Source organism: Flavobacterium sp. UBA4854 (assembly GCF_002399805.1).
GTDB classification, from domain to species: domain Bacteria; phylum Bacteroidota; class Bacteroidia; order Flavobacteriales; family Flavobacteriaceae; genus Flavobacterium; species Flavobacterium ginsengisoli.
The window spans coordinates 1,821-2,260 of record NZ_DHEI01000143.1; the positions used below are offsets into that span (position 1 = coordinate 1,821).

At 32.0% G+C, this 440-nt stretch carries 1 pseudogene; it reads left to right on the forward strand.

Annotation, left to right across the window (positions count from 1 at the left end):
• Window positions 1-266, forward strand: a pseudogene (locus tag B3J44_RS20610) (DNA polymerase IV); the annotation flags it as partial.
• Window positions 267-440: the final 174 nt, after the last annotated feature.

Sequence of the window (440 nt, forward strand, 5' to 3'; positions counted from 1 at the left end):
TTTCGTTAGAAAAACGTCTGCAAAGGCATAATATTTCTGGAAAAACAATTACACTTAAAATCAAATACAGCGATTTTTCGCAGCAAACGAGAAGTAAAACCCTTCCTTATTTTATTTCTGATAAAAGTCTGATTATGGAAAATGTTGAGGAGTTGTTATATCAGGAAAAGATGAAAGATTCGGTACGATTGCTCGGAATCTCATTAAGCAACTTAAATAACGAGGAAAAAAAGGCAGTTGTGGTGCAGCTAAAATTTACTTTTTAATAACAATTTTTAAAAGTTCAAAATAAGGAATGGAATGCGAGCGATAAGATTTTTCTGCTACCTTTGAGTAAAAAGATTTATCTATCTTCTGAATTGATTTTGTATGAAAAATAGAAATTCTGATGATCCGCTGCAGCGAAATTCAGTTCCAATCCTATCTTGGGATTTCCACTA